Genomic DNA, 23672 nt, shown 5'->3' with positions numbered 1-23672 from the left:
CCACCCGACCGGCCTGTTGCCTCTTTTGACCCGCCACACCCGATTCACCGCCCGATCCGCCCCCCTGATCCAAAGGACCTGGACCGATGCTGACCACCCTGCCGGCCCCTTACGATCGCGTGTTGACCGAGCTGCGCGGCCTGATGCCCGACGCGCGCCTCATCACCGATCCGCTGCGCACGTTGGCCTATGGCACGGACGCCAGCTTCTACCGCCTGATTCCCAAGATCGTCGCGATTGTGGAGAGCGAGGCGGAGGTCGTCGGCCTGCTGCGCGTCGCCCGCGCCCACGCCACGCCCGTGACCTTCCGCGCCGCCGGAACCAGCCTGTCCGGCCAGGCGGTCAGCGACAGCCTGCTGGTGGTGCTGGGCGACGGCTGGCGCGGTTGTGCAATTTCCGCCGACGCCGCCCTGGTCACGCTGCAACCCGGCGTCATCGGGGCGGAGGCGAACCGCAAGCTGGCCCCGCTGGGCCGCAAGATCGGCCCCGATCCGGCCTCCATCAACACCGCCAAGATCGGCGGCATCGCCGCCAACAACGCGAGCGGCATGTGCTGCGGCACCGCCCAGAACAGCTACCGGACCCTGGAGTCCATGCGGCTGGTGCTGGCCGACGGAACCGCGCTCGACACCGCCGATCCGGCCAGCCGGGCCGCCTTCGCGCAAAGCCACGCCCATGTGCTCGACGCGCTGGCCGCGCTGGGAACCCGCACCCGCGCCAACACCGCCTTGGCCGAGCGCATCCGCAGCAAATTCCGCATCAAGAACACCACCGGCTACAGCCTGAACGCGCTGGTCGATTACAGCGATCCCATCGACATCCTGGCCCATCTGATGATCGGATCGGAAGGCACGCTGGGCTTCCTGTCCGCGATCACGCTGCGCACGGTCCCGGAGCACGCGCACAAGGCCAGCGCGCTGCTGTTCTTCCCCGACATCGCCGAAGCCTGCCGCGCCGTCGCCCTGCTGAAGCCGACGCCGGTGTCGGCGGTGGAGCTGATCGATCGCGCCGGACTGCGCTCCATCGAAAACAAGCCCGGCATGCCGCCCGCCATCAAGGGATTCGGCCCGGACGCCGCCGCCCTGCTGGTGGAAACCCGCGCGGAAAGCGCCGACGCGCTGGCCGCGCAGGTGGAGGGCATCGGCGCGGTGCTGGCCCAGACCACCACCATCGGCGATGGGGCCTTCACCACCGATCCGCAGGCCTGCGAGGGCTTTTGGAAGATCCGCAAGGGGCTGTTCCCGGCGGTGGGCGCGGTGCGCCAGACCGGAACCACCGTCATCATCGAGGATGTGGCCTTCCCGCTTGACCGGCTGGCCGACGCCACGCTGGCCTTGCAGGCGCTGTTCGCCAAGCACGGCTACCACGAGGCGATCATTTTCGGCCACGCGCTGGAAGGCAACCTGCATTTCGTCTTCACCCAGGCGTTCGACACCGACGCCGAGATCGACCGCTACCGCCGCTTCATGGACGAGGTGTGCGCCATGGTCGTGCGGGATTACGACGGCTCGCTGAAGGCCGAACACGGGACCGGCCGCAACATGGCCCCCTTTGTCGAGCTGGAATGGGGGCCGCAGGCCTACGCCCTGATGAAGGAGATCAAGAGTCTGTTCGATCCGCTGGGACTGCTGAACCCCGGCGTCATCCTGAACGGCGATCCCGACGCCCACCTGAAGGATCTGAAGGCGATGCCCGCCGCCCATGGGCTGGTGGACACCTGCATCGAATGCGGCTTCTGCGAACCGACCTGCCCGTCGCACAAGCTCACCCTGTCGCCGCGCCAGCGCATCGTCGGGTGGCGCGAGATCGCCCGGTTGAGCCGCGACGGTGCCGACCCCGCCCGGCTCGACGCCCTGAGTGCGGCCTATGATTACCAGGGGATCGACACCTGTGCGGCCTGCGGCCTGTGCTCCACCGCCTGCCCGGTCGGCATCGAAACCGGGTTGCTGGTGAAGGCCCTGCGCGGGCAGCGGCGCGGCGCGGTCGCCCAGCGCGTCGGCGATTGGGTGGCCGATCACACCGCCGGAACGCTGGAGATGGCGCGCACCGGCCTGCGTCTGGCCGATCTGGCCCGCCGCACCGTCGGCCCGGCGGCGCTCGACACCGCCGCGCGGGTGCTGACCGGTGGTCACGTCACCCGCCTGCCGCGCACCCTGCCGACCGCCACCCGCTTCACCCCCGCCCCGGCGGCCCCGACCGAGTCCAGCGACGCAATCCCCGAAGTCGTCTACATCCCGAGCTGCGTCAGCCGCAGCATGGGACCGGCGGCCAGCGACCCGGAACAAACGCCGCTGCCGCAAAAGGTCGAAGGGCTGATGCGCAAGGCCGGGTTCCGCGTGCTCTACCCGCAGGATCTGGCCGGGCAATGCTGCGGCATGCCGCTGGAAAGCAAGGGTCTGGCCGCCCAGGCCGACGCCAAGGCCGACGCGATGCTCGCCGCCCTGCGCGCCGCCAGCCGCAACAGCGCGCTGCCCATCGTGATGGACACCAGCCCCTGCGCCCTGCGCCTGAAAAAGCGCCTGACCGATGGCGGCCTGGCGATTCTGGACGTTGCCGAGTTCCTGCACCGCCACGCCCTGCCCCGGCTGGAGATCGTCCGCACCGACGAACCGGTGGTGCTGCATCTGACCTGCTCCACCCGCCGCATGGGGCTGGACGGTGCCCTGACCGCCGTGGCCCGGGCCTGTTCCAGCAACGTGGTGATCCCGGAGGATGTCGGCTGCTGCGGCTTTGCCGGTGACAAGGGTTTCTCCACGCCGGAACTCAACGCCCACGCCCTGCGCCATCTGGCCAAGGATGTGCCCGCCGGGGCCAAATCCGGCTATTCGACCAGCCGGACTTGCGAAATCGGGCTGTCGCAGCACGCGGGCGTGCCGTACCGTTCGATTGTGTATCTGGTGGACGCCTGCTCGCGCGCCAAAGCGCCGGTGCCCGCCTTCTGACCGGGCCACAACCCTCTGCTTCGCACCACCGCCTCTCCTCCCCGCCGTCACAGGACCACCGCCATGGACCGCCCCACACCGCCGCCCTCCACACTGGCGACCAAGCCAACCAAGGTCTATTTCTTCGGCACCTGTCTGGTTGACCTGTTCTTTCCCGACGCCGGAATGGCGGGGATGGAGCTGTTGCAGGCCCAGGGGCTGGAGGTGGTGTTCCCCCAGGGACAAAGCTGCTGCGGCCAGCCCGCCTACAATTCCGGCTACCGCGACGACGCGCTGACGGTGGCGCGCGCGCAGTTGGACCTGTTCCCCGGCGATCTGCCCATCGTCGTGCCGTCGGGGTCCTGTGCCGGCATGATGAAGAAACACTGGCCCCACCTGTTCCACGGCGAACCGGACGAGGCCAAGGCGGTGCAGGTCTCCTCCCGCGTGTGGGAGCTGACGCAATTCCTGGTCCAGGTGCTGAACGTGCAACTGACCGACAAGGGCGAGCCGGTGCGCATCACCTGGCACGCCTCCTGCCACGCGCAGCGCGAGATGGGCGTGGTGGAGGAACCCAAGGCGTTGCTGCGCCAACTGGCCAATGTGGAGTTGGTCGAGCTGAAGCGGGAAAAGGAATGCTGCGGCTTCGGCGGCACCTTCGCCGTCCGCCACCCGGACATCTCCGCCGCCATGGTGGGCGACAAGCTGGCCGACATCGAGCAGACCGGGGCCAAACGCGTCGTCTCAGGCGATTGCGGCTGTCTGATGAACATCAACGGCGCGTTGGAGGCCGGACGCAAACCCGTCCAGGGCCAGCACATCGCCCAGTTCCTGAAGGAGCGCATCCATGGCTGACCACGCCGCCCAGGCCGTGAATTTCGCCGCCGCGTCCAAGGCGGCGTTGCAGGACAGCGAGTTGCGCGGCAACTTCCGCCGCGCCATGGACGGGCTGATGACCAAGCGCGCCGTCCAGTTCGCCGATGGGCAGGAATGGCACCGGATGCGCGCGCTCGCCGCGTCGGTCCGGCTGCGCGCCCTGTCGAAGCTGCCCGAATTGCTGGAGCAGCTCGAAACCAACCTGACGCGCAACGGCATCCAGGTGCATTGGGCCGCGACCACGGCGGAGGCCAACGCCATCACGCTGGAGATCATGCGCAAGGCGAACGCCACGCTGGCCGTCAAAGGCAAGTCGATGGTGACGGAGGAGATGCACCTCAACGCCTTCCTTGAGGATCACGGCATCGAGGTGCTGGAAAGCGATCTGGGCGAATACATCGTGCAGTTGGACGGGACCATGCCGTCGCACATCATCATGCCCGCCATCCACCTGAACACCAAACAGATCGCCCACCTGTTCAAGCAGAAGATCAAGGACGCCGCGTCCACCGGCGAGGACGCCGCCGCCCTGACCGATCTGGCCCGCCGCATCCTGCGCCAGAAATTCATGAACGCCGGGGTCGGCATGTCCGGCGTCAACGCGGCGGTGGCGGAAACCGGTACGCTTTGCCTGATCGAGAACGAGGGCAACGGGCGGATGTGCACCACCGTCCCGCCGGTCCACATCGCCTTCATGGGGCTGGAAAAGGTGGTGGAGAAGCTGGAGGACGTGCCGCCGATCATCAGCCTGCTGCCGCGTTCGGCCACCGGTCAACCGATCACCACCTACGTCAACATGATCTCCTCCCCGCGCAAGGAGGGGGAGAAGGACGGCCCGCGCGAGATCCACGTCGTCATCCTCGACAACGGGCGTTCGTCGGTCTACGCCGATCCCGAACTGCGCGACACGCTGCGCTGCATCCGCTGCGGCGCCTGCATGAATCATTGCCCGGTCTACACCAAGGTCGGCGGCCACGCCTATCAGGCCCCCTACCCCGGCCCGATCGGCAAGATCCTGGTCCCGCAGATGGAGGGGTTGGCCAAGCGCGGCGAGATGCCCCACGCCTGCACCATGTGCAACGCCTGCGTCGAGATCTGCCCGGTCAAAATCCCCATCGTCGAGATCATGGGCCGCCTGCGCGTCGAGGCGGTGCGCCCCGGCACGGCGGTGAAGGACGCGGGCGCGCAGGCCAGCCGCACCGAGGCGCTGGTGTGGAAGGGCTGGGCGGCGATGAACAGCTCGCCGCTGGCCTACAGGCTGGCGACCACGGCGCTGTCCACCGTCGGCAACGCCGCCCCGGCCAGCCTGCCGCTGCTGAAGGATTGGACCAACGTGCGCAGCAAGCCGCGCTTTGCCGCCAAAACCCTGCATGATCTGGCCCGCAAGAAGGGGATCCCCGATGTCTGACGCCCGCGCCGCCATTCTGGGAACGCTCCGCCGCACCCGCGACGCCCACCCGCTGACTCCGCCGCCGTCCGATTTTGCCCCGCTGGCCGAGAAACAATGGCCGCCGGAGGAGCGGTTGCCCCGCATCCGCCGCCTGATGGAGGCCGTCCACACCGAGTTTCTGGAGGCCACCGAAGCCGATTGGCCCACCGTGGTGACGGATTTCCTGACCCGCGAAGGGGCCGCCACTCTGCTCTACGCCCCCGAGACCATCGACGGCGCGGTGCTGGCGAACGCGGGTCCGGGCGGAAGCCTGCACCTCATCCCCTATGACCGGCCCATCGACGACTTCAAGCAACAGATGTTCGAGGGCATCGACGCCGGGTTGACCGGCACGCTGGGGGCCATCGCCGACACCGGCAGCCTGATCCTGTGGCCCAGCGCCCAGGAACCCCGGCTGCTGTCGCTGGTTCCGCACATCCATGTGGCGCTTTTGCGGGCGGATGCCCTGTATGACAGCTTTTGGCAGGCGATGCGCGACGGTCGGTGGGCCGATGGCATGCCCACCAACGCCCTGTTGATCTCCGGCCCCAGCAAGACGGCGGACATCGAACAGACGCTGGCCTATGGCGTGCATGGGCCGAAACGGCTGGTCGTCGTGATTGTTCGCTGACCCCCCTACGAAGGGTCAAGTTTCCAAGGCTGGCCCGCCGGTGCGATGACCGCACCGGCGACCACGCGCGTTTGCGTCTGTGTCTCCGTTTGTGCCTGCACAGCCTGTGTCTCGCCCCCATATTTTGAGGAACCCGCGCCCATGCCGACGCCCGTCTTCCGCAAACTTCTGGTCGCCAATCGCGGCGAGATCGCCATCCGCGTGCTGCGCGCGGCCACCGAACTGGGGATCCCCACCGTCGCCGTCTATTCGACGGAAGACCGTTTCGCGCTGCACCGCTTCAAAGCGGACGAGAGTTACCGCATCGGCGAGGGCAAGGGGCCGATCGAGGCCTATCTCGACATCGACGCCATCATCGACGTGGCCAAGCAGACCGGGGCCGACGCCATCCATCCCGGCTACGGCTTCCTGTCGGAAAACCCGGCCTTCGCCGACGCCTGTGCGGCCAACGGCATCACCTTCGTCGGGCCGTCGTCCGACACCATGCGGTTGCTGGGCAACAAGGTGGCGGCGCGCAATCTGGCGGTGGCGGCGGGGGTTCCGGTCATGCCCGCCACCGGTGCCTTGCCCGACGATCCGGTGGAAACCGCGCGGCTGGCCGAGGAGGTCGGCTATCCGCTGATGCTGAAGGCCAGTTGGGGCGGTGGCGGGCGCGGCATGCGCGTCATCGAAACCGCCAAGGAGCTGCCCGATCTGGTCGCCGCTGCCCGGCGCGAGGCGCTGGCCGCCTTTGGCAACGGTGAAGTCTATCTGGAAAAGCTGGTTCGCCGCGCCCGCCATGTCGAGGTGCAGGTGATCGGCGATTCCCACGGCAACCTCGTCCATCTGTTCGAGCGCGATTGCACCGTGCAGCGCCGCAACCAGAAGGTCGTCGAGCGCGCACCCGCCGTCTATCTGACCACCGACGAGCGGCTGGGCCTGTGCGACGCCGCGCTGAAGCTGGCGCGCGCGGCCCAGTACCGCAACGCCGGAACCGTCGAATTCCTGATGGACGCCGACACCGGGGCCTTTTACTTCATCGAGGTCAACCCGCGCGTCCAGGTCGAACACACGATCACCGAGGTCGTGACCGGCATCGACATCGTCAAGGCGCAGATTCGCATCGCCGCCGGGGCCGCCATCGGCGACGAGGCCAGCGGCGTGCCCGACCAGCCCGGCATCCGCCTTTCCGGCCACGCCATCCAGTGCCGCATCACGACCGAGGATCCCGACAACAGCTTCATCCCCGATTACGGCCGCATCACCGCCTATCGCGGGGCCAACGGTTTCGGCATCCGGCTGGACGGCGGCACCGCCTTTTCCGGCGCGCTCATCACCCGCCATTACGACAGCCTGCTGGAAAAGGTCGTCTCCTGGGCACCGACGCCGGAGGAGGCGATCGCCCGCATGGACCGCGCCCTGCGCGAGTTCCGCATTCGCGGTGTCGCCACCAACCTCGCCTTTCTGGAAGCGCTGATCGACCACCCGCTGTTCCGCAGCGGGGCCTACACCACCCGTTTCATCGACACCACGCCGGAGCTGTTCCAGCGCCCGCCGCGCCGCGACCGCGCCACCCGGCTGCTGACCTTCCTGGCCGATGTGATGGTGAACGGCAACCCGGAGCTTAAGGCGGGCAACCACCCGCGCCCGGCGGAACCGAAGGCCCCGTTCGTGTCCCACGACGCCCCGCCCCCCGGCCTGAAGCAGGTGTTGCAGACCCAGGGGGCCGACGCCGTCGCCCGCTGGATGCGGGCGCAGACCAAGACGCTGATCACCGACACCAGCTTCCGCGACGCCCACCAATCGCTGCTGGCGACCCGCGTGCGCAGCCATGACCTGCTGGCGGTCGCCCCGGCCTACGCCCGCCTGCTGCCCGATCTGTTTTCGGTGGAATGCTGGGGCGGGGCGACCTTCGACGTCGCCATGCGCTTCCTGAAGGAAGACCCGTGGGAACGGCTGGACGGCTTGCGCAGCGCCATGCCGAACCTGCTGCTGCAAATGCTGCTGCGCGCGTCCAACGCCGTCGGTTACGCCAATTACCCCGACAATGTGGTGCGCCAGTTCGTCCAACAGGCGGCGGGCAGCGGCGTGGACGTGTTCCGCGTCTTCGACAGCCTGAATTGGGTGGACAACATGCGCGTCGCCATCGACGCCGTGCGCGACACCGGGGCGATCTGCGAGGCGGCGATCTGCTACACCGGCGATCTGCTCGACCCGTCGCGGCCCAAATACGATCTGGCCTATTACGTCGCGCTGGCCAAGGAGCTGGAGGCGGCGGGCGCGCACATTCTGGGGATCAAGGACATGGCCGGGCTGTGCAAGCCCGCCGCCGCGTCGCTGCTGATCCGCACGCTGAAGCAGGAAGTCGGCCTGCCGATCCATTTCCACACGCACGACACCTCCGGGGCGAGTGCGGCCAGCGTGCTGGCCGCCGTGGACGCCGGGGTGGACGCGGTGGACGCGGCGATGGACAGCCTGTCCGGCCTGACCTCGCAACCGCCGTTGGGGTCCATCGTCGCCGCGCTGCGCCACACCCCGCGCGACAGCGGCCTCGACCCCGACTCCATCCGCCGCATCGCCCATTATTGGGAGGAGGTGCGCGCCGCCTACGCGCCGTTTGAAAGCACCATCCGGTCGGGATCGTCGGAGGTCTACCGCCACGAAATGCCGGGCGGGCAATACACCAACCTGCGCGAACAGGCCCGCTCGCTGGGGATTGAGGAGCATCATTGGGACGATGTGGTCCGCGCCTACGCCACCGTGAACCGGCTGTTCGGCGACATCGTGAAGGTGACGCCGACCTCCAAGGTCGTCGGCGACATGGCGCTGATGATGGTGACGGGCGGCCTGACCGAGGCCGACATCCTCGACCCCGCCAAGGAGATCGCCTTCCCCGAGTCCGTCGTGCAACTGATGCGCGGCGAGCTGGGCCAGCCCCCCGGCGGCTTCCCCGAGGCGTTGCAGCGCAAGGTTCTGAAGGGCGAGGCCCCGCTGTCGGCCCGACCGGGTGCCACCATGCCGCCCGCCGATCTGGAGGCCGAACGCGCCGCCGCCGCCACCAAGACCGGGTTGGCCATCGACGACCGGCAGCTTGCCTCCTACCTGATGTACCCGAAGGTGTTCACCGACTTCGCCCAGCACCGCAAGAGCTACGGCGACGTCAGCGTGCTCTCGACCCCGGTCTTCTTCCACGGGCTGATCCAGGGCGAGGAAACCAGCGTCGAGCTGGAACCCGGCAAGGCGCTGCTGATCCGCTATCTGGCGACCGGCGAGGCCGACGAGGAGGGCCGCCGCGCCGTCTTCTTCGAGCTGAACGGCCAGCCGCGCACGATCAAAATCAGCGACCGCAAGGTTGCCCCCGCCCGCGCCGCCCACCCCAAGGCGGAGGACGGCAACCCGGCCCATGTCGGCGCGCCGATGCCCGGCCTCGTCACCGGCATCCTGGTTCAACCCGGACAGACGGTGGAAGCGGGTGATTCGCTGGTGTCGCTGGAAGCGATGAAGATGGAAACCACCGTCCGGGCCGAGCGCGCCGGGGTGGTGGAACGCATCGTCGCCATCCAGGGCCGCAGCGTCGAAACCAAGGACCTGCTGGTCGTGCTGGCGTGAGGGAGGGCGCGGTCATGTCCACGCGCGTCGCCACCGGTGAGCCGCAGCGGCTCTACGAAGCGATCCTGCACCTGCGCAAGCTGGGCCACGACGTGCGCCGGGCGGGCCAGGGCAGCAACCGCCGCCATCGCCATGTGCTGGACGGGGCGGAGGTCAGCGACGCCGCCCTGCTGGAAATCGCCATGACGCGATTCCGGCGGGCGGCGCGGGGCGGCGGGCGAACGGCCCCGGAGTGATTTGGTAAGAAAAGGCCATGCCGGTGGCGCAAAACCACCGGCATGGCCCCACCAATCACAGCTTCAGCGCGACCGGGTGCGGGCCACCGCGTCGCGCCACCCGGCGAACAGGCGGTCGCGGTTGGCCGGATCCATGCGCGGTTCGAACCGCCGTTCGCAGCGCCACCCGGCGGACACCGCCTCCAACCCATCGAACAGACCGACCTTGAGCGCGGCCAGACAGGCGGCCCCCAGCGCGGTGGTTTCGATGATCTCGGGCCGTTCGACCGGCATGCCCAACAGATCGGCCAGGAACTGACACAGCCAATCGTTGGCCGCCATGCCGCCATCGACGCGCAGCGCGTTGATCGCCCCGCCCCAATCCCCGGCCATCGCGTCCATCAGGTCGCGGGTCTGGTAGGCAACCGCCTCCAGCGCGGCCCGCGCGATGTGGGCGGGGCCGACGTCCAGCGTCATGCCGAAAATGGCCGCGCGGGCTTCGGAATCCCAATAGGGCGCGCCCAGACCGACAAAGGCCGGAACCAGATAGACGCCGTGGCTGTCCGGCACGCGGGTGGCCAGATCGTCGGTCTGGCTGGCGTGGGTGATGATGCCCAACCCGTCGCGCAACCACTTGATCGCCGCCCCGGCGACAAAGATGGACCCTTCCTGCGCGTAGCTCGTCACCCCGTTCAGGCGATAGGCGACGGTGGTCAGCAAGCGGTTCTTCGACACCACCGGCGTCGTGCCGGTGTTGATGAGGGCGAAACAACCGGTCCCGTAGGTCGATTTCGCCATGCCCGGCGACAGACAGGCCTGCCCGAAGGCTGCGGCCTGCTGGTCGCCCGCCACCCCGGCGATGGGAACCGGGGCACCAAGAAGGGTGGGTTCGGTGACGCCGAAATCATCGGAGCTGTCGAGCACGCGCGGCAGCATGGCGCGCGGGACCCGGAACAGGCCCAGCAATTCGTCGTCCCAATCCTGGGTGTGGATGTCGAACAGCATGGTGCGCGACGCGTTGGTCGCGTCGGTGGCGTGCACCGCCTTGCCGGTCAACTGATAGATCAGAAAGCTGTCGATGGTCCCGAAACACAGCTCGCCGCGTTCGGCGCGGTCGCGCGCGCCCGGAACATGGTCGAGGATCCAGGCGATCTTGGTGGCCGAGAAATAGGCGTCGATCAACAGGCCGGTCTTGGCCCGGACCATCTCGCCATGCCCGGCGTCGGCGATCTGGTGGCAGAGCGCGGCGGTGCGGCGGTCCTGCCAGACGATGGCGCGGTGGATCGGCTCGCCGGTCGCGCGGTCCCACACCACGGTGGTTTCGCGCTGGTTGGTGATGCCGATGGCGGCGATGTCGGCGGCGGTCAACCCGGCCTGTTCCATCGCTTCGCGCGCAACGGTGCGGACATCGCGCAGAATGTCGGCGGGATCATGCTCGACCCAGCCATCGCCGGGGTAATGCTGCGGAAACTCGCGGCGGGCCACGGCGATGGGCGTTCCGCGACCGTCGAACACGATGGCCCGCGACGACGTGGTCCCCTGGTCGATGGCGAGGATGTGGCCGTTACGGCTCATGGGTGGTTTCCCCCTGGGATGGCGTCGTGTCGTGTGTACCCTCTTCCGTTCCGGCAGAGGGAGGGGAACCGCAGGTCAACGGGAAAATGGTGCTGAAGGTGGTGCGGCGATCACGCCCCAGGGATTCGCCATGCCATCCCCGCACCCGTCCCGCTGCGCGGGTCCCTTCCCTCTCCCGGAACGGAAAAGGGGAACCATAAGAAAAGCGGGGCGGCGGCGCGAACCGCCGCCCCAGGTTTACCCCCGGCGCAACCAGGAGGGTGAACCGTCAACCGCCACCCGTGTTATTGGGCGCGGCCTTCCTTCCAGGCCTTCAGCAGGTCTTCGTAGAGCACGGTCTGACCCTTGGGCTTCTCGTCGGCCAGCTTGGCCTTCGGCGCCTTCGTGGTCGAGAACCACTCCTTCGGGTCCTTCTTCGCGTTCAGCTTGGGCGCGCAGTCGCCACCGATGTTGGCGCGCTCCATGCGAGCCATCACCTGCTCCATCTGCTCGGCCAGATTGTCCATCGCCTGCTGCGGGGTGCGCTCACCCGTCACGGCTTCGGCGATGTTCTGCCACCACAGCGGGGCCAGCTTCGGGTAATCCGGCACGTTGGTGCCGGTCGGCGTCCAGGCCACGCGGGCCGGGCTGCGGTAGAACTCGACCAGACCGCCCAGCTTGGGCGCGGCCGCCGTCATCGCGTCGGACTTGATGTCGCTTTCGCGGATCGGGGTCAGACCGACCAGCGTCTTCTTCAGCGACGCGGTCTTCGACACGGTGAACTGCGCGTACAGCCACGCGGCCTTGCGGCGTTCCAGCGGGGTGGACTTCAGCAGGGTCCAGGAACCGACGTCCTGATAGCCCAGCTTCATGCCCTGTTCCCAGTACGGGCCGTGCGGCGAGGGGGCCATGCGCCACTTCGGCGTGCCGTCGGCGTTGACCACGGGCAGGCCCGGCTTGGTCATGTCGGCGGTGAAGGCGGTGTACCAGAAGATCTGCTGGGCGACCGCGCCCTGGGCCGGAACCGGCCCGGCTTCGGAGAAGGTCATGCCGGCCGCTTCGGGCGGGGCGTACTTCTTCAGCCAGTCGATGTACTTGGTCAGGGCGTAGACCGCCGCCGGGCCGTTGGTGTCGCCGCCGCGCGAAACCGACGCGCCCGCCGGACGGCAGCCTTCGACGCGGATGCCCCATTCGTCCACCGGCTTGCCGTTCGGCAGGCCCTTGTCGCCGCCGCCCGCCATCGAGAGCCACGCGTCGGTGAAGCGCCAGCCGAGCGACGGGTCCTTCTTGCCGTAATCCATGTGGCCATAGACACGGACGCCGTCGATTTCCTTCACGTCGTTGGTGAAGAAATTGGCGATGTCCTCGTAAGCCGACCAATCGACCGGAACGCCCAGCTCATAGCCATACTTGGCCTTGAACTTCTCCTTCAGGTCGGGACGGGCAAACCAGTCGGCGCGGAACCAGTACAGGTTCGCGAACTGCTGGGCAGGAAGTTGGTACAGCTTGCCGTCCGGGCCGGTGGTGAAGCTGGTGCCGATGAAGTCCTTCACGTCCAGCGTCGGCAGGGTGACGTCCTTGCCTTCGCCGGTCATGAAATCGGACAGCGGGATGGCGTGGCCGTAGCGGACGTGGGTGCCGATCAGGTCGCTGTCGTTGATGTAGGCGTCATAGACGTTGCGGCCCGACTGCATCTGGGTCTGCAACTTTTCGATGACGTCGCCTTCCTGGATCAGATCATGCTTGATCTTGACCCCGGTCAGCTCGCTGAACAGCTTGGCGAGCGTCTTGGACTCGAACTCGTGCGTCGTGATCGTTTCCGAAGCGACGTTGATGTCCATGCCCTTGAAGGGTTCGGCCGCCTTGACGAACCACTCCAGCTCCTTCATCTGCTCGTCCTTGGAGAGCGTGGAGGGCTGCAACTCCTCGATGATCTTCTTGGCGACGGCCGCTTGTTCGGCGGTCAGCGCGGCGGCGGGTGCCGCCGAAGCCATGGCGAGCAGCACACCGATGCCACCGGCCATCACCGCCCCTGTCAACCGACGACGCAGCGTCGAGCCGTTGGTCGCGGTCGCAGTCATTCCCTGACGCATGATTCCTCCCAATTGGATCAAATCTTGGTTGACCGAGAGAGCTGTTCTTGAAGGACCGGTTCGGTTCTTCAGCCGAACCGGATGACGAAGGCAGTCCACACCAGGGAAACGCCCAGCGCCCCCCACAGCGCGGCATCGGTCGCCGCCAACCATCCCAGATGGATGAAGGCGCTGCCCAGAAGCCCGATGAACAAACGGTCGCCACGGGTGGTGCGCATCGGCAGGAAGCCCTTGGCCTCCACCGTCGGCGACACCAGTTCCCACACGGTCATCAGGACCAGCATGGAGGCAATCCCGGTGAAAAAGAGCGCGGTCGGCAGGGTCCACGCCATCCATTGCAAATCCATGGTCGCGACCTCCCGATCACACGCGGCCCAGGGCGAAGCCCTTGGCGATGTAGTTGCGGACAAACCAGATCACCAGCGCGCCCGGCAGGATGGTCAGCACCCCCGCCGCCGCCAACAAGCCCCAATCCATGCCCGACGCGCTGACCGTGCGGGTCATCGTCGCGGCGATCGGCTTGGCGTTGACCGAGGTCAGCGTGCGGGCCAGCAACAGTTCCACCCAACTGAACATGAAGCAGAAGAAGGCGGTGACACCGATCCCGGCGCGGATCATCGGCATGAACACGGTGGTGAAGAAACGCGGGAAGCTGTAACCGTCGATGTAGGCCATCTCGTCGATTTCACGCGGCACGCCGGACATGAAGCCTTCCAAAATCCACACCGCGAGCGGCACGTTGAACAGGCAGTGGGCCAGCGCCACCGCGATGTGCGTGTCGAACAGACCGACTTCCGAATAGAGCTGGAAGAAGGGCAGCAGGAAGACGGCGGGCGGGGCCATCTTGTTGGTCAGCAGCCAGAAGAACACATGCTTGTCGCCGATGAAGCGATAGCGGGAGAAGGCGTAGGCGGCGGGCAAGGCCACCAGCAGCGAAATTACCGTGTTCAGCGTGACGTAATAGATCGAGTTGATGTAACCGCTGTACCAGCTCGGGTCCGTGAAGATGATCGCGTAGTTCCGCAGTGTCGGCGCTTGCGGGAACAAAGTCAATCCAGAAAGAATTTCCTCATTCGTCTTGAATGACATGTTGACCATCCAATAGATGGGCAACATCAAAAAGACGATGTAGGCAACCAGGATGATGGTTCGGCGCGACACACGCGATTGCGCTTTGCGGATGTTGGCGGGCGCGGCGAGAGAACCAGGGGCGAGAGCGGCGGCCTTGCTCATTTCTTCTCTCCCGAGCCGGTGTTGGTGATGATGGTGTAGAAGACGAAGGAGAACAGCAGCACGATCAGGAAGTAGATGATCGAGAAGGCCGCCGCCCGACCGATGTCGAACTGCCCCACCGCCATCTGCGTCAGATACTGGCTGAGGAAGGTGGTGGAGTTGCCGGGACCGCCGCCGGTCAGGACGAACGGTTCGGTGTAGATCATGAAGCTGTCCATGAAGCGCAGCAGGATGGCGATGACCAGAACCCCGCGCATCTTGGGCAATTGGATGTAGCGGAACACCGCCCATTTTGACGCACCGTCGATCTTGGCCGCCTGATAGAAGGCGGGCGGGATCGATTGCAGACCGGCGTAGGCCAGCAGCGCGACCAGGCTGGTCCAATGCCACACGTCCATCACCAGCACCGTCAGCCAGGCGTCGAGCGGGCTGGAGGTGTAGTTGTAGTTGATGCCCAGCGCGCGGAAGGTGGCACCGGCCAGACCGATGTCGCCACGGCCGAAAATCTGCCAGATGGTGCCGACGACGTTGAACGGGATCAGCAGCGGCAGGGCCAGCAGCACCAGCGTCAACGAGGTCTTGGCGCTGCGTCCGCCGGGCATGCCCAGGGCGATGACGATGCCCAAGGGGATTTCAATCGCCAGCACCGCCAGCGAATAGATGATCTGGCGGAACAGCGCGTCGTGCAGCCGGTCGTCGGCCAGCACCTTGCCAAACCATTCCGTGCCGACGAACAGCGTCTGGCCGGGGCCGAAGATTTCCTGAACCGAGTAGTTGACGACGGTCATCAGCGGCAGGATGGCGCTGAAGGCGACGATCAGGAACACGGGAATGATCAGGAACCAAGCCCGGTTGTCCTGGACCTTATCCATGGCGTTGGCTCCTCAATTCACGAGATAGCTGTCGTGGTAGAGCTTGGTCCACCGGGTGGGGAAGCGGATGGCGGCGTCGAGCGGGATTTCCTGATCCTCGGACAGCCGCGCCTTCAGCGTGTGGCTGCCCATGCGGACGGTCGCCAGCTTCGAGGTGCCGAGATCATCCACCCCAACCACCTGCACCGGGATCGACCCGGCGGTCCCGCTGCGGGTCAGCTCGACGAACTCCGGGCGGATGCCCAGTTCGAACTTGGCACCGACCTTCGGCAGTTCGTGGTTGGGCAGGCCGTTGGCCGAACCGGGGGCGAGCGGGATGGAAATCCCTTCGACGATGGCCTGATCGCCGCCCAGCGTGCAGGGCATCAGGTTGATGCCGGGGCTGCCGATGAAGTAGCCGACGAAGGTGTGGCGCGGGGCTTCGAACAGCTCCTGCGGGGTGCCCAACTGGACCATGGCCCCTTCATACATGACCGCGACCTTGTCGGCGAAGGTCAGCGCCTCCACCTGATCGTGGGTCACATAGATCATGGTCAGGCGGTATTCCTCGTGAATCTGGCGCAGCTTGCGGCGCAAAATCCATTTGGTGTGCGGGTCGATGACGGTCAGCGGCTCGTCGAACAGGATGGCCGCGACGTCGGAGCGCACCAGACCGCGCCCCATGGAAATCTTCTGCTTGGCGTCCGGGGTCAGCCGCTGAGCGCGCTTCTTCAAGTCCGCCGTCAGGTCCAGCGCCTCGGCCACTTGGCGGACGCGGCGGTCGACATCGGCCTCGGGAACCTTGCGGTTGCGCAGCGGGAAGGCGAGGTTTTCGTAAACGGTCATCGTGTCGTAGATGACCGGGAACTGGAAGACCTGGGCGATGTTGCGCTCTTCCGGGGTGCAGCGGGTCACGTCCAGCCCGTCGAACAGCACGCGCCCTTCGCTGGGAACCAGCAGGCCGGAGATGATGTTCAACAGGGTGGATTTGCCGCAGCCCGACGGGCCGAGCAGCGCGTAGGCCTTGCCGTCCTCCCACTCCTGCGACAGGCGGCGCAGGGCGTAATCGGTCGGCGAGCTGGGCCGGGGGTGATAGGAATGGCCCAGATTGTCGAATTCAATGGTCGCCATGATGTCAGCGCCTCACGCGATGTTGCGCAGCATGCCGCGTCGGCCCTGCGGAGCGGCGACGAGGTCGCCCGCCGTGGAGAAGACGAAGATGCGGTCGGGGTCGGCGTAGACCTGGATCTCGGACCCGATGGGGTGGGTGTGGACGCCATCCTCCCGCGCGATCAGCGTGGTGTTGCCGTGGCGCAGGTGGATGAAGGTTTCCGAACCGCTGATTTCCGACAGTTCCACCCGCCCGGTGATCGGAACCAGCCGGTCGGACCGGCGCAGCACCGTCAGATGGTTGGCGCGGATGCCGACGCGGCAGGGACCGGCGGGCAAATTGCGGTCGTGGGCGGACAGCGGCAGGCTGGTCCCGTCGCTGAGCGCCACCCGGTCGTTGGTCAGGATGGCTTCCAGCACGTTCATCGGCGGGTCGCTGAACACCGACGCGCATTCCTCGGTCGCCGGAGCCTGGAACACCGCGTTGGTCGGGCCGGTCTGCAACAGGCGGCCTTCGTGCAGGACCGTGACGGCCCCGCCCAGGATCAGCGCCTCTTGCGGTTCGGTGGTGGCGTAAACCACGGTGGTCTTGCCGTCGGCGAAGATGTCGCGCAGTTCGGCGCGCAGCTCCTCGCGCAGCTTGTAATCCAGATTGACCAGCGGCTCGTCGAGCAGCAGCAGACCGGCGTTCTTCACCAGCGCGCGGGCGATGGCGCAGCGCTGCTGCTGGCCACCCGACAGTTCGGCGGGCAGGCGGCCCAGATAGGGGGTGATGCGCAGCATGTCGGCGGTGCGCCGCACCTGCGCGTCGATCTCGGTCGCCGATTTGCCCTGACGGCGCAGCGGCGAGGCGATGTTGTCGTAGACCGACATCGCCGGATAATTGATGAACTGCTGATAGACCATGGCGATGTCGCGCTGGCGAACCGGCGCGCCCGTCACGTCCTTGCCGTTTTCCAGAACCCGCCCGGCGCTGGGCGCGTCCAGACCGGCCAGCAGCCGCATCAGGGTGGTTTTGCCCGCCAGCGTCCGGCCCAACAGCACGTTGAAGGTGCCGGGCTGGAGCGCCAGGGACAGGGGGTGAAGATGAAGATCGGCGCCAACCTTTTTGCTGACGCCCTCAAGGGTTACAGTCACCGGAGTCCTCCCATCGACAGCCGCCCGCCCTGATTGTCGGCGGCGGCCGCCGCAGCGTGTCGGCGCTGGTCAAACCACGCGCCGATGGCGTCCCGGATCGTCGCGTCCAGGTGCAGCCCAAGTTTCGAACGACGCCACAGGAAATCCTCGCCGCTGATGGCGAACTCCTCGGTGGCGGCGTGGATCAGTTCCGCTTCATAGACCCCGCCGCCGAAATCGCGGCCCAGGTCGGACAGGCTGGTGGCCTTGCCCAGCACCCGGTCCACCCGCGTGCCATAGGCGCGGGCCAGGCGCAGCGCGGTGTCTTCGGGCAGCCAGGGGCGGCGGCGGCGCAGATCGGTCAGGAAGGCGTTGAAATCGGCGTTGGCGATGTCGCCGCCGGGCAGCGCGAAATCGGCGGTCCAGCAGCCGCCCTTGCGGCCCAGCGCGGCCAGCAGCTTGTCGGTCGCCTCTTCGGCCAGACGGCGGAAGGTGGTGATCTTGCCGCCGAAGATCGACAGCATCGGCGCTTGTCCGGCGGGCGTGTCCATCTCCAGCACGTAATCGCGGGTGACGGCGGACGCGTTGCCGCTGGCGTCGTCGAACAGCGGACGCACGCCGCTGTAGCTCCACACCACATCGCTTTCGGTCACGGGCCGCTTGAAGTAGCGCGACACCGCCCGGCACATGTAGGTGATTTCATCGTCGCCGATGGCCACCGCACCGGGATCGCCGGTGTAATCCTGGTCGGTCGTGCCGATCAGGGTGAATTTGCCCTCGTACGGAATGGCGAAGACGATGCGGCGGTCGTCGTTCTGGAAGATGTAGGCGTGATCGCCCTCATACATCTTCGGAACCACGATGTGACTGCCCTTCACCAGACGCACCGACTTGTCCACCGTGGCCCCGGTGCGGCGGCTGATGACGTCGCGCACCCAGGGACCGGCGGCGTTCACCAGCGCGCGGGCGCGCACGGTGCGGGTTTCGCCGCTGTCGGTGTTGACCAGCGTGGCGACCCATTCGCCGTTCAGGCGCTGGGCCTTCTCGCAGCGGGTGCGGGTCAGGATTTCCGCCCCGCGTTCGCGCGCGTCCATGGCGTTCAGCACCACCAGACGGCTGTCCTGCACCCAGCAATCCGAATATTCGAACGCCTTGGTGAAATCACCGGTCAGCGGCTTGCCCGCCGGGGCACGGGTCAGATCGACGCCGTTCGATCCCGGCAGCAGCTTGCGCTTTCCCAAATGATCATAAAGGAACAAGCCGATGCGCACCATCCAGGCCGGGCGCATGCTGCTGTCGTGGGGCAAGATGAAGCGCAGCGGCCAAATAATGTGCGGAGCGGCGCGCAACAGCACCTCGCGCTCCTGCAACGCTTCGCGCACCAGACGGAATTCGTAATATTCGAGATAGCGGAGGCCGCCATGGATCAGCTTCGTGCTGGCCGACGAGGTGGCGCCCGCAAGGTCGCCCTGTTCGCACAGCACCACCGACAGGCCCCGCCCAATCGCGTCGCGGGCAATCCCCGCGCCGTTCACGCCGCCGCCGACGATCAGCAGATCCACCGCATCGCTGGACGCGTTCGTCATCGTTCCTCTCCGTGTCGCGCCGCCCCGTCCGGGGGTCGGCTGCTTTCGTTTTGGAACATACAATGTTCGTTAGCGCGTGAAAAGGAAAATGTTGGTTGAACGGACCATATTTCGACGCTACGCCCCTTTGATCCGTTTGCCTATCGAAAACAACGAACGCGCCAACGCCTCCCACCTTTTCCAATCCGGTCCCGCATCCGCGCCGGGAAACCGCCTGTCCAATCGGCATAGATCGTTGGTGTGCAATGAATCCGTCACAAAAACGCCCCGTCCTCGGCGGGCGAGAACGGGGCGTTTTGCGAACACGGCCATTCCGTCGCGCTCAGGCGGCGCGGATGCGGCTCAGCAGTTGATCGACGTCATCCGACAGATCGCTGGATTGTTTCGAAAGCGCGCGTGTTGCGTTCAGAACCTTGTTGGCGGCGTTTCCGGTCTGATTCACCGCCTCGCCCACCACCGCCACGGTTTCGGAAATGCTCTGCACCGCGCCCGACGCGTGGTTGATGCTGCGCGCGATTTCGTTGGTGGCCGCCACCTGCTCCTCCACCGCGCTGGCGACGATGGCGGTGATCTCGTCGATTTTGCCGATGGTGCGGCCAATGACGTCGATGGCCGACACCGCGCCCTGCGTGGTGGTGCGGACCGACGCCACCTGTTGGGCGATGTCCTCCGTCGCCTTGGCGGTCTGGCTGGCCAGATTGCGCACCTCTTCGGCAACCACGGCGAAACCACGACCAGCCTCCCCGGCGCGGGCCGCCTCGATGGTGGCGTTGAGCGCCAGAAGGTTGGTTTGCCCGGCGATCGCGTTGATCATGCCCACCACGTCGCCGATCTTTTGCGCCGCCGTGGCCAGCGCGCTCATCAACTCGCTGGTGTGGCGGGCCTCATCGACCGCGTTGCGGGCGATCTGGCTGCTGTCGCTGACCTGCCGGGTGATTTCGGCGATGGAGGCCGACAGTTCGGTCGCGGTCGAGGCCACCGTCTGCACGTTCATCGCGGTTTCGGCCACGGCCTGCCGCACCGCCGCCATCTGCTCGCTGGTGCGTTCGGCGGTGGCGGTCATGCTTTCCGACGCGCTGCGCATGTCGGCGGAGGTGGTGGCAATGGTCGCCGTCGCCCCCTTCACGCTCGCCTCAATGCTGGAGGTGATGGCGGTGACGGTGCGCGCCCGCTCCTCCTCCGCCTGCCTCTGGATGATCTCCTGGCGCGCGTGCAAATCCTGAATTTCCAGGCTCTTGGCGCGGAACACACCGACGGTGTGGGCCATGTCGGCGATCTCGTCCCGCCCACCGACCGTGGCATCGACGCTGAGGTCGCCCGCCGCCACCGCGCGCATCGCCGCGATCACCCGCAGCAGGCGTTGGGTCAGCCGGTTGCGCACATAAAACCAGGCAATGAGCGCCGAGGACAGCAACACCAGCGCGGTGGTCGCGCTCTGCACCGCCACGGCGTGGCTGACGCTGTCCTCCGACGCCGCCACATCCTCGTCCACCCGGCCCTGCTGGTTGGCGACGACGCGGTCAATGGTCTGGCTCAATTCGGTGGCGCTGTTGAGCGTTTCGGTCAGCGCGCTGTCAATCTCCGTCATGACGCTGGCCTGATCGTTGCGGATGCGGAACACGCTGGTCGCCCCGCTGCCGAACACCGCCAGCCCATCGCGCGCCTTGACCAGGGCCGGACGGTCCTGATTGTCCTTCGGCACGCTGTCGATGGCGTTGTTCACCCGCAGCAGCGCCCAATCATATTTGGAGCGGATGCTGTTGAGCGACGGGCCGCTGGGCACGCTTGATGCGGCGGCGATCATGCCATAGGCAAGGTTGCCGTTGGCCTGCACGCTCATCATCGCGGTGATGATCGGCAGTTCCTCTCCCGCCAGCCGCTTGGCCAGCGTGGCGGCGGTGTCCCCGCCCTGGGCGCTGGCCAGATCGGTGACGACGTTTTTGACCGACAGGGTGGAGACCTCCAGCAGCGGCGCGATCAGGTCGGTGAAATCCTCGTGCGACAGCACCGCGTCGGCCACCAGATCGCTCAACTTCTTCTCGATGGCCAGCCGGTCGCCGGTCAGCTTGCCCAGCTTTTCGATGTTGGCGGTCATCCGCTGTTCCAGCCCGGCCACGGCGGTCAAATCCGCCGAGGCCCCCGGCCCGGCGGCGTCGCGCAAGGCCGCGATTCGCTCCTTCAGGCCGGACAGGCGTTGCGTCAGCGCGCCCAGACGTTCGGCCAACTCCTCCGGCGTGGCGGCGTTGGCAACCGACGGGGCGTTCGCCGCGATGGCGGTGCTTTCCTTGGCCAGCGACAACGATTGCACAATGGAGGGCACACCATGGCGGCCAATTTGGGTCATCGAGTCACCCAACACACCGAACGACCACCACGCCATGGCGCTGGCAAAGGCCGCCAGCGCCGCGACACCGCCAAAGGCCAGGAACAGACGGCCTTGTATGCCCATGCTTGCCCCGCTTGGGGCCGTGGGGGGCGATGCAACTGGCGCAGCGGTCATGCTTCTCTCCCTTACGTCAGGCGTCGCGCTTGTGGCTGCGCGTTCCGGCCCGTGGTTGGTTTCAAACGTGCAACAGCGTTGGCGGCTCACAGAAGCCGGGGAAAACCCGCATGGATCGCACAACAGCCCTCGCTCACCTCCCGCCTGTGGTGGCGGACGGGGTGGCAAGGGCCGAATCGCGCGGGTTCCGTGTTTCGTTTTCGTCATATCACGCGCGTTTGCTTTCGTAAAGCAACATGCTTGTGTTGCGAACAACTTTGCGGATACGGTTCGCGCATGCCCTGATCCGCGATCATCGGGGGACGCGAAACAACGCGCGGTGAGGGTTTCGCTTTTCGTTTTGACGGCTTTCGCGCCTGTCCGTTCCTGCGGATCGGTCCTGTTTGATGCCGTTGCCCGTTTTCGCCTTTGGGAGAGTGGTTGGATGGACGCACGCCTTGACGCCGAACACCGCCAGCAGGAGATCGTTGCCCTGGTCCACGCCAAGGGGATGGTGCAAATCCAATGGCTGGCCGAGCATTTCGACGTCACGCCGCAAACCATCCGCCGTGACATCGAACATCTGGCCGGGCAGGCGGCGGTGCGCCGCTTCCGGGGCGGCGTCACCGTGCCGTCAAGCGTGGAGAACATCGCCTACACCACGCGCCAGACCTTGATGGCCGACGAAAAGCGCAAGATCGCGGAACTGGTCGCCCGCCATGTGCCGGAAGACGCGTCCCTCTTCCTCAACATCGGCACGACGACGGAGGCGGTGGCCCAGGCGCTGTTGGGCCACAAGCGGCTGCGCGTGCTGACCAACAACCTGAACGTCGCCACCATCCTGCACAAGAACACCAACTTCGCCCTGTCCATCGCGGGCGGCCAGGTGCGCGAACGCGACGGCGGCATCATCGGCGAGGCGACGGTGGAGTTCATCCGCCGCTACAAGGTCGACATCGGCATCATCGGCATCAGCGGCATCGACAGCGAAGGCGACCTGCTGGATTACGACGAACAGGAGGTCCGCGTCGCCCGCGCCATCATCGAAAGCTCCCGCCGCGTCTTCCTGGTGACGGACCACACCAAATTCGGCCGCAACGCCATGATCCGCATGGCCGACGTCCGCGTCCTCGACGACCTCTTCACCGACCGCCTGCCCCCACCCGACCTGATGGAGGTCCTGTCCACCGCCGACTGCCAGGTTCACGTCGCCGACGGATCGGACAGCAACGGCGGCGCGGAGGAAGCCGGGGAGGAGGAGTAACCCCCCTCAAAACACCGCGCGCAGCAGGCCCAGCGTGCGGGTGCGGGCCAGGGCGGCGCTGGCGGGGTGGTGGCTGCCGCGTTCGTCGCAGTTGAAACCGTGACCGGCGGGGTAGAGGTGGACAGCGACCGTCGGGTGACGGGCGCGCACCGCCTCGGCCACCGACAGGGGGATGGCGTGGTCCTGTTCGCCGAAATGCAGCAGGGTCGGCGCGCGCGGGGAAGCGTCCAGGTTCTTGCCGATGTCGCCGCCGTAATAGCCGATGGCCGCGCGCAGCGGCAGGCGGGCCGCCGCCATCCACGTCAGGCTGCCGCCCCAACAATAGCCGACCATCGCCGCCGCCCCGCCCAGCGCGTCCAGCGCGGCGGTGAGGTCGAGCAGCGCGTCGTCGGTGGACACCCGGCCTTTCAGCGCCCGCCCGCGCGCAACCCCGGCCTCGTCATAGGCGAGTTCGACCGCCGGTTCGGCCCGTTCGAACAGGTCCGGGGCGACCACCCGATAACCGTCCGCCGCAAAGCCGTCGCACACCGCGCGGATGTGGCGGTTGATGCCGAAAATCTCCGGGGCCAGCAGGATGCGGCCGATCTCCTCCCCCCGCGCCGGGGCGTGGTAGGCGCGAAAGCCGTGCCCGTCCGCCGCGCGCAGACGGATCCAACCGCTGGTTTGTTCGTTCATGCCGTTCATCCTGCTCTGTCCGTTGCCCGCTGTTCCATGGGCGGGACGCAC

Annotated in this window: 17 protein-coding genes; 7 read left to right on the top strand and 10 right to left on the bottom strand. The window is 66.9% G+C overall.

Going from position 1 to position 23672, the window contains the following annotated elements:
* Positions 1 to 86 precede the first annotated feature (86 nt).
* The 6 genes from EJ903_RS16685 to EJ903_RS16660 all read left to right on the top strand — a co-directional run bounded on the left by EJ903_RS16685 (position 87) and on the right by EJ903_RS16660 (position 9681).
* On the top strand, positions 87 to 2942 hold the full coding sequence (locus EJ903_RS16685) for an FAD-binding and (Fe-S)-binding domain-containing protein (RefSeq protein WP_126617471.1): 2856 nt from the start codon (positions 87 to 89) through the stop codon (positions 2940 to 2942).
* Positions 2943 to 3005: 63 nt separating this feature from the next.
* Positions 3006 to 3776 (top strand): (Fe-S)-binding protein, encoded by a 771-nt coding sequence (locus EJ903_RS16680; protein ID WP_126617469.1) that lies wholly within the window; start codon positions 3006 to 3008, stop codon positions 3774 to 3776.
* On the top strand, positions 3769 to 5205 hold the full coding sequence (locus EJ903_RS16675; protein ID WP_126617467.1) for a LutB/LldF family L-lactate oxidation iron-sulfur protein: 1437 nt from the start codon (positions 3769 to 3771) through the stop codon (positions 5203 to 5205). Before EJ903_RS16680 ends, EJ903_RS16675 begins: the two co-directional genes overlap by 8 nt.
* Positions 5198 to 5857: a LutC/YkgG family protein gene (locus EJ903_RS16670; protein WP_126617465.1), complete on the top strand. Its 660-nt coding sequence runs from the start codon at positions 5198 to 5200 to the stop codon at positions 5855 to 5857. Before EJ903_RS16675 ends, EJ903_RS16670 begins: the two co-directional genes overlap by 8 nt.
* A 141-nt stretch (positions 5858 to 5998) precedes the next feature.
* Positions 5999 to 9445 (top strand): pyruvate carboxylase, encoded by a 3447-nt coding sequence (locus EJ903_RS16665; protein ID WP_126617463.1) that lies wholly within the window; start codon positions 5999 to 6001, stop codon positions 9443 to 9445.
* A gap of 14 nt (positions 9446 to 9459) precedes the next feature.
* Positions 9460 to 9681 (top strand): hypothetical protein, encoded by a 222-nt coding sequence (locus EJ903_RS16660; protein ID WP_126617461.1) that lies wholly within the window; start codon positions 9460 to 9462, stop codon positions 9679 to 9681.
* Positions 9682 to 9744: 63 nt separating this feature from the next.
* On the opposite strand, the gene glpK is transcribed toward EJ903_RS16660, so the two are convergent.
* The 9 genes from glpK to EJ903_RS16615 all read right to left on the bottom strand — a co-directional run bounded on the left by glpK (position 9745) and on the right by EJ903_RS16615 (position 21652).
* Positions 9745 to 11235: a glycerol kinase GlpK gene (gene glpK, locus EJ903_RS16655; RefSeq protein ID WP_126617459.1), complete on the bottom strand. Its 1491-nt coding sequence runs from the start codon at positions 11233 to 11235 to the stop codon at positions 9745 to 9747.
* A 284-nt stretch (positions 11236 to 11519) separates the two neighbouring features.
* Positions 11520 to 13208, bottom strand: a complete 1689-nt coding sequence (locus EJ903_RS16650; RefSeq protein WP_377007341.1) for an ABC transporter substrate-binding protein — start codon at positions 13206 to 13208, stop codon at positions 11520 to 11522.
* Positions 13209 to 13375: 167 nt separating this feature from the next.
* A complete protein-coding gene (locus EJ903_RS16645; protein ID WP_210211463.1) occupies positions 13376 to 13654 on the bottom strand; it encodes a DUF2160 domain-containing protein in 279 nt (92 codons plus the stop codon).
* Between the two features lie 16 nt (positions 13655 to 13670).
* Entirely contained in the window at positions 13671 to 14540 is an 870-nt protein-coding gene (locus tag EJ903_RS16640; RefSeq protein ID WP_210211462.1) for a carbohydrate ABC transporter permease, read from the bottom strand.
* Complete coding sequence (locus EJ903_RS16635; RefSeq protein WP_126617457.1) at positions 14537 to 15412, bottom strand: carbohydrate ABC transporter permease; 876 nt, start codon at positions 15410 to 15412, stop codon at positions 14537 to 14539. The genes EJ903_RS16640 and EJ903_RS16635 overlap by 4 nt, the downstream gene beginning before the upstream one ends.
* Positions 15413 to 15424: 12 nt before the next feature.
* Positions 15425 to 16522, bottom strand: a complete 1098-nt coding sequence (locus tag EJ903_RS16630; RefSeq protein ID WP_126617455.1) for an ABC transporter ATP-binding protein — start codon at positions 16520 to 16522, stop codon at positions 15425 to 15427.
* 12 nt (positions 16523 to 16534) lie between these two features.
* Positions 16535 to 17638: an ABC transporter ATP-binding protein gene (locus EJ903_RS16625; RefSeq protein ID WP_126617453.1), complete on the bottom strand. Its 1104-nt coding sequence runs from the start codon at positions 17636 to 17638 to the stop codon at positions 16535 to 16537.
* A complete protein-coding gene (gene glpD / locus EJ903_RS16620) occupies positions 17635 to 19203 on the bottom strand; it encodes a glycerol-3-phosphate dehydrogenase (protein WP_126617451.1) in 1569 nt (522 codons plus the stop codon). Before glpD ends, EJ903_RS16625 begins: the two co-directional genes overlap by 4 nt.
* Before the next feature lie 322 nt (positions 19204 to 19525).
* On the bottom strand, positions 19526 to 21652 hold the full coding sequence (locus EJ903_RS16615; protein WP_246015669.1) for a methyl-accepting chemotaxis protein: 2127 nt from the start codon (positions 21650 to 21652) through the stop codon (positions 19526 to 19528).
* 475 nt (positions 21653 to 22127) lie between these two features.
* Here EJ903_RS16615 and EJ903_RS16610 point away from each other — a divergent pair, with 475 nt between their 5' ends.
* Complete coding sequence (locus tag EJ903_RS16610) at positions 22128 to 22946, top strand: DeoR family transcriptional regulator (RefSeq protein ID WP_126617447.1); 819 nt, start codon at positions 22128 to 22130, stop codon at positions 22944 to 22946.
* 6 nt (positions 22947 to 22952) lie between these two features.
* On the opposite strand, the gene EJ903_RS16605 is transcribed toward EJ903_RS16610, so the two are convergent.
* Positions 22953 to 23621 (bottom strand): dienelactone hydrolase family protein, encoded by a 669-nt coding sequence (locus tag EJ903_RS16605; protein WP_126617445.1) that lies wholly within the window; start codon positions 23619 to 23621, stop codon positions 22953 to 22955.
* Between the last annotated feature and the right edge of the window lie 51 nt (positions 23622 to 23672).

It is taken from the genome of Azospirillum griseum (assembly GCF_003966125.1).
Classification (GTDB): Bacteria; Pseudomonadota; Alphaproteobacteria; order Azospirillales; family Azospirillaceae; genus Azospirillum; species Azospirillum griseum.
This window is presented reverse-complemented; position numbering and strand designations above follow the sequence as displayed.

Excerpts from the sequence above, each read along its gene's own strand:
- EJ903_RS16610 (WP_126617447.1), top strand. The coding sequence starts at position 22,128 with ATGGACGCACGCCTTGACGCCGAACACCGCCAGCAGGAGATCGTTGCC.
- EJ903_RS16660 (WP_126617461.1), top strand. The coding sequence starts at position 9,460 with ATGTCCACGCGCGTCGCCACCGGTGAGCCGCAGCGGCTCTACGAAGCG.
- EJ903_RS16680 (WP_126617469.1), top strand. The coding sequence starts at position 3,006 with ATGGACCGCCCCACACCGCCGCCCTCCACACTGGCGACCAAGCCAACC.
- glpD (WP_126617451.1), bottom strand. The coding sequence starts at position 19,203 with ATGACGAACGCGTCCAGCGATGCGGTGGATCTGCTGATCGTCGGCGGC.
- EJ903_RS16675 (WP_126617467.1), top strand. The coding sequence starts at position 3,769 with ATGGCTGACCACGCCGCCCAGGCCGTGAATTTCGCCGCCGCGTCCAAG.
- EJ903_RS16615 (WP_246015669.1), bottom strand. The coding sequence starts at position 21,652 with ATGGGCATACAAGGCCGTCTGTTCCTGGCCTTTGGCGGTGTCGCGGCG.
- EJ903_RS16630 (WP_126617455.1), bottom strand. The coding sequence starts at position 16,522 with ATGGCGACCATTGAATTCGACAATCTGGGCCATTCCTATCACCCCCGG.
- EJ903_RS16640 (WP_210211462.1), bottom strand. The coding sequence starts at position 14,540 with ATGAGCAAGGCCGCCGCTCTCGCCCCTGGTTCTCTCGCCGCGCCCGCC.
- EJ903_RS16665 (WP_126617463.1), top strand. The coding sequence starts at position 5,999 with ATGCCGACGCCCGTCTTCCGCAAACTTCTGGTCGCCAATCGCGGCGAG.
- EJ903_RS16635 (WP_126617457.1), bottom strand. The coding sequence starts at position 15,412 with ATGGATAAGGTCCAGGACAACCGGGCTTGGTTCCTGATCATTCCCGTG.
- EJ903_RS16605 (WP_126617445.1), bottom strand. The coding sequence starts at position 23,621 with ATGAACGAACAAACCAGCGGTTGGATCCGTCTGCGCGCGGCGGACGGG.
- glpK (WP_126617459.1), bottom strand. The coding sequence starts at position 11,235 with ATGAGCCGTAACGGCCACATCCTCGCCATCGACCAGGGGACCACGTCG.
- EJ903_RS16645 (WP_210211463.1), bottom strand. The coding sequence starts at position 13,654 with ATGGATTTGCAATGGATGGCGTGGACCCTGCCGACCGCGCTCTTTTTC.
- EJ903_RS16670 (WP_126617465.1), top strand. The coding sequence starts at position 5,198 with ATGTCTGACGCCCGCGCCGCCATTCTGGGAACGCTCCGCCGCACCCGC.
- EJ903_RS16685 (WP_126617471.1), top strand. The coding sequence starts at position 87 with ATGCTGACCACCCTGCCGGCCCCTTACGATCGCGTGTTGACCGAGCTG.
- EJ903_RS16650 (WP_377007341.1), bottom strand. The coding sequence starts at position 13,208 with ATGGCTTCGGCGGCACCCGCCGCCGCGCTGACCGCCGAACAAGCGGCC.